At 75.4% G+C, this 4,422-nt stretch carries 5 protein-coding genes; 3 read left to right on the top strand and 2 right to left on the bottom strand.

Features of this window, described 5'->3' with window-relative positions:
- Positions 1-143: 143 nt before the first annotated feature.
- Together ACWEQL_RS41225 and ACWEQL_RS41220 are read left to right on the top strand one after the other, a co-directional pair.
- Positions 144-482, top strand: a complete 339-nt coding sequence (locus tag ACWEQL_RS41225) for a hypothetical protein (RefSeq protein ID WP_452156572.1) — start codon at positions 144-146, stop codon at positions 480-482.
- Positions 483-593: 111 nt separating this feature from the next.
- Positions 594-1,370 carry a hypothetical protein gene (locus ACWEQL_RS41220; protein WP_452156570.1) on the top strand — a complete coding sequence of 259 codons (777 nt, stop codon included), beginning with the start codon at positions 594-596 and terminating at the stop codon, positions 1,368-1,370.
- 43 nt (positions 1,371-1,413) lie between these two features.
- Here the strand turns inward: ACWEQL_RS41220 and ACWEQL_RS41215 are convergent, their stop codons facing one another.
- Together ACWEQL_RS41215 and ACWEQL_RS41210 are read right to left on the bottom strand one after the other, a co-directional pair.
- Positions 1,414-2,457 (bottom strand): endonuclease/exonuclease/phosphatase family protein, encoded by a 1,044-nt coding sequence (locus tag ACWEQL_RS41215; protein WP_452156568.1) that lies wholly within the window; start codon positions 2,455-2,457, stop codon positions 1,414-1,416.
- Positions 2,458-2,615: 158 nt separating this feature from the next.
- On the bottom strand, positions 2,616-3,632 hold the full coding sequence (locus ACWEQL_RS41210) for an AraC family transcriptional regulator (protein ID WP_452156566.1): 1,017 nt from the start codon (positions 3,630-3,632) through the stop codon (positions 2,616-2,618).
- A gap of 162 nt (positions 3,633-3,794) precedes the next feature.
- Here ACWEQL_RS41210 and ACWEQL_RS41205 point away from each other — a divergent pair, with 162 nt between their 5' ends.
- Positions 3,795-4,295: an anthrone oxygenase family protein gene (locus ACWEQL_RS41205; RefSeq protein WP_452156564.1), complete on the top strand. Its 501-nt coding sequence runs from the start codon at positions 3,795-3,797 to the stop codon at positions 4,293-4,295.
- Positions 4,296-4,422: the final 127 nt, after the last annotated feature.

The raw sequence follows: 4,422 nt of genomic DNA, 5'->3' as shown, positions 1-4,422 counted from the left end.
ACCGGGGGGCAACACACCCCCCGGGGCTGGCAAACCAAGAGTGAGCGGGGCGCCGGGGGGGGGGGTGGGGGGGGGTTTGACCGGGGCACACCGCCCCGGCGGTGGAGAGCCGGTGGGCCGAGGTCCGCGCGTAGGATCGGCGCATGATCCGTAGATCCTCAGAATCCTTCACGCTCTGGTCGAAGGACTCCGTCCTGTCGATCGCCTCGGTGGGCTCCACCCTGTCGATCGGCTCGGTCGGGTCGGTCCTCTCGGTGGGGTCGGTCGGCAGTGTGCTGTCGGTCGGCTCGATCGGCTCCGCGCTGTCGCTGCTGTCCGCCGGGTCCTGGCTCAGCAAGGGCTCGCTGCTGTCGGCGCAGTCCTCCTGGTCCGTGCTGTCCTGGCGCTCCCGGCACGGGCTGATGGCGGCCGGGGTCGTCGCGGCGGCCGCCGGGGTCGTCCTGGCCGGGCCGGGGCTGCGGTCCCGAACCGGCCGAGTATGACAGAACGTCACTCTCTCGGCCCCTTCACCCGATTGACGCATCGGGACCGGCCCGGCTGTGCCAGCATGGCCGCCGAACCAGGAGTCGATCCCCGGACGGAGAGAAGTTCTGATGCGAGGCAACAGCGCGGCGCGGGCCGCGCTCGGCCTGACCACCGCCCTGCTCGTCGCGGCCTGCGGCAGCGGCGGCACGGGTGACGGCAAGGCCGCCGGCGGCGGACCGTCCGCGAGCGGCGCCCCGGCCGCCACCGCCCCTGGTGCCCCCGGCGCCGCCCCCGGCGGGGCGCAGCCCCCGGCCCCCGCCACCCCGGCGGGCCCCGCCAAGGCCCTCGACAAGACGGCGCTCACGGCCGCCGCGCTGGCCGCCGGCGATGTGAGCGGCTACACGGTGATGCCGATCCCGGCGGAGGTCGGCAGCAAGGAGGGCCTGCCCACCCGGCCCGCCGACTGCCAGCCGGTGGAGAACATCCGCACCGGCAAGATCAACCCCCACCCGAGCGCCTACGCGGCCGCCATGCTCACCCCGCCGCAGGGCACCAGCCCCGCCGTCGCGGTCAGCATCCTGCTGGCCGGCCTCGACGAGGCCGGGGCGAAGAAGGTGCTCGCCGACCTGCGGACCGCCCTGACCACCTGCACCAAGTACGAGGGCGGCATCCCCCAGCCCGGAACGGTCGCGGCGCTGCCCGCCCCCTCCGTCGGGGACGAGGCCGTCTCGTACACCCTCTCCTACGGCAGCAAGTCCCAGGAGCTGGTCGTCGTCCGCCAGGGCACCGTGATCACCGCCTTCTCCGCCGCCCTGATGACCTCCAAGGGCGCCGAGCCGGGCGCGGTCAAGGTGCCGCAGGCCGTGGTGACCGCCCAGGTGGAGAAGCTGCGCAAGGCCGGCTGACCACCGGCGGTGGGGCCGCGGCGGCCGCGGCCCCACCGGGGGCTCAGCGCAGGACGGCCAGTTCGGCGACCACCGCGCGGTGGTCGGTGCCGTCGAGGGTGTGCTCGGAGACGTCCACCGCGGTCAGGCCGTCGCCGTGCAGCACGTGGTCGATCTGGATGACCGGGGGCAGCAGCGGGAAGTCGTCGTTGTTCTCCGGCCAGGTCGGCGCGAGGCCCGAACCCAGCTCGGCGTGGGTGTCGGTCAGGCCGGTGTCCAGGAACTCGCGCATCGGCGCGTGGTCGAGGGTCGCGTTGAAGTCCCCGAAGAACACCGCGTTCCCGGTGCCGCCCGCCCTCGCCGCCGCCTTCAGCTCCGTGAAGCTCCGGCTCCAGGCGACCGCGTCGCCGAGCGGGTAATAGGTGTGCACCGCGTACAGCCGCACCGGACGCCCGGAGACGGACACCTCGGCGCTCACCTGCGCGCGGACCGCGGGCGGGGCGGAGGCGTCCGGGAGGGTCAGCGGCAGGCGCGAGAACAGCGCGGTGTCGCGGCCCTGCGGCTGCACCCGGTACGGCAGCAGCTCGGCCAGCCCCGCCTCGTCCAGCTTCCGCGTGACGGACGGAGCGCTCTCCTCCATCGCCAGCACGTCGATCCGCTGCTCGCGGACCAGGCGCACCAGCGAGGCCGGGTCGACCCGGCCCAGGTACGCGTTGCTGGTGGCCACCCGCAGCCGCGGCGCGTCGGCCGGGGCGGACCCGCCGTCCGGCACCACGCGGGGCAGCAGCCACACCAGCTGGAGGAGCACCAGCAGCCCCGCCACGGCGGCCGTGCGCCAGGAGCGCAGCGCCAGCAGGACGCCCAGGGCGAGCAGGGCGGCGGCGGCCGCGTACGGCAGGGTGGCCATCGGCATCGCCAGGACCGTGCCGTCGTCCCAGCCGCCGAGGCGGACCACGGCCAGCCCGGCCGGCCAGGTCAGCAGGACGCAGCAGGCGACGACGGCCGCCGTCCACCACGGTCCGCGCCGCCGGCCCAGCCAGCGGATCCGCCGCCGCGGCCGGGCGGGCGGCGGCCCGCCGTCCGCCGCGACCGCCGGATCCGTCACCACACCGGCCATTCTCGCCCCCCAGTCCACCGAAGTCGCCCCCGGCACGCGGCCATGATCGTCCGCAGCCGGCACGGGGGTGGAGACGCCTGCGGGCGGAGAACGGTTCCGGCTCGTCCGGACCTCGCCCGGACGGGCCGCTCGTGTACGGCCGACGGGGCTCAGCCCGCCAGGACCACCGTCCCGCCCGCCGTGGTGGCCGCGGCCGCCGGGTCCGCGCCGGGGGCGATGCCCGCGGCGACCAGCCGGCGGTGCTCCTGGGGGCTCACCCCGCGGACCCGCTTGAACGCCGCGCTGAGCGCGAAGGCGCTGCTGTAGCCGACCCGGGAGGCGACCCAGCCGATCGTGCGGGCCGGATCGGCCAGCAGGTCGGCGGCCAGCGTCAGCCGCCAGGTGGCGAGGTAGGCCATCGGCGACTCGCCCACCAACTCGGTGAAGCGCCGGGCCAGGTGGGCGCGGGAGACCCCGACCCGGGAGGCCAGCGAGGCCACCGTCCAGGGGTGGGCGACCTCCTCCTGCAGCAGCCGCAGCGCCGGGCCCACCACCGGGTCGCCCTGGGCGAGGTACCAGGGCGGGGCGCCCGCCTCGGGCCGGGCCAGCCAGGTGCGCAGCACGCCGACCACCAGGAGGTCCAGCAGCCGGTCGAGGACCAGTTCCTGGCCGGGTTCGGTGCGGCCGATCTCCGAGGCGAGCAGCCGGGTGAGCACGTCGTCCGCCTCGGTGCCCGAGCCCGCCGGCCGGACCAGCAGGGTGGGCAGGCAGGCGAGCAGCCGGCGGCCGATCTCGTGGTCGGCGCCGTAGGTGCCGGAGAGCATCACCGCCGCGTCCGGCCCCTTGCCGCCGCCCCAGGTGCGCACGCCCAGCGCGAGGCTCTCGGAGACGTCCACCCCGCCGAGCGAGCAGGCCTGGCCGGGGCCGACCACGATCTGCAACGGCGTACCGGGGTCGTCCGCGAGGGTGTACGGCGCGGGGCCGCGCACCAGCGCCACGTCACCGGGCCGCAGCCGGACCGCCTCGCCCTCCTCGGGCAGGACCCAGGCGTCGCCGTTGACCATGGTCACCACGGAGAGCGGGGCGCGGTCCTCGATGCGCACCGACCACGGCGGGTCGAGCACCGAACGGAGCAGGAACGCCCCGCGCGCCTTCGGGCCGTCCATGAGCCCCATGAGAGTATCCACCCGACAACTCTAGACTCTGGGACATGGATTGACGCTGACTCATTTGAGAGGGTCTTGAACGTCCGGTCCGGGCACCGGACTCCGGACGGCCGACGATCACGGAGGCCGCACCCCGGCCGACCGGCCGCACCGCCGCCCCCACGCACTGGAAGGACCCTCCCGATGGAACTGTCGCGCGTCATCGTGCTCGTGGCCGCCACCATGACGACCGGGCTCACCACCGGTCTGTTCTACGCCTACGCCTGCTCCGTCATGCCGGGGCTGCGCGGTACCGACGACCGGACCTTCATCGAGGTCATGCAGCGCATCAACGTGGCCATCCTGAACGGCTGGTTCCTGCTGGGCTTCGTGGGCGCGCTGCTGTTCACGGGCGCGGCGCTGGTGCTCCACCTGCCGGCCGACGGGCACCGCGAACTGCCGGCGATCATCGCCGCGCTGGTCTTCTACACGGCCTCGCTGGCCGTCACCCGGGCGATCAACATCCCGCTGAACAACGCCCTCGCGGCGGCCGGCGAGCCCGGGCTGATCGCCGACCCGGCGCCGGTGCGGGACCGGTTCGAGACCACCTGGGTGCGCTGGAACGTGGTCCGGGCGCTGCTCTGCACGGCGGCGCTGGTCTGCCTCTGCTGGGCGCTGATCCTCCACGGCGAGTCGATCGGCTGAGCCCCGAGGGCCTCGCCCTCGGATCGCGTCCGCCCGGCGTGATCCGAAGGCGAGGCCCCCACGGGCGTACGGCGGACCCCACCCGCCCGCCCGACGACGCTCCACGGCGGCCCCGCCGGACCCGACG

The sequence above is a fragment of the Kitasatospora sp. NPDC004240 genome (genome assembly GCF_053603215.1).
The sequence above is the reverse complement of the archived record's forward strand: the minus strand, read 5'-3'. Positions and strand labels throughout refer to the sequence as shown.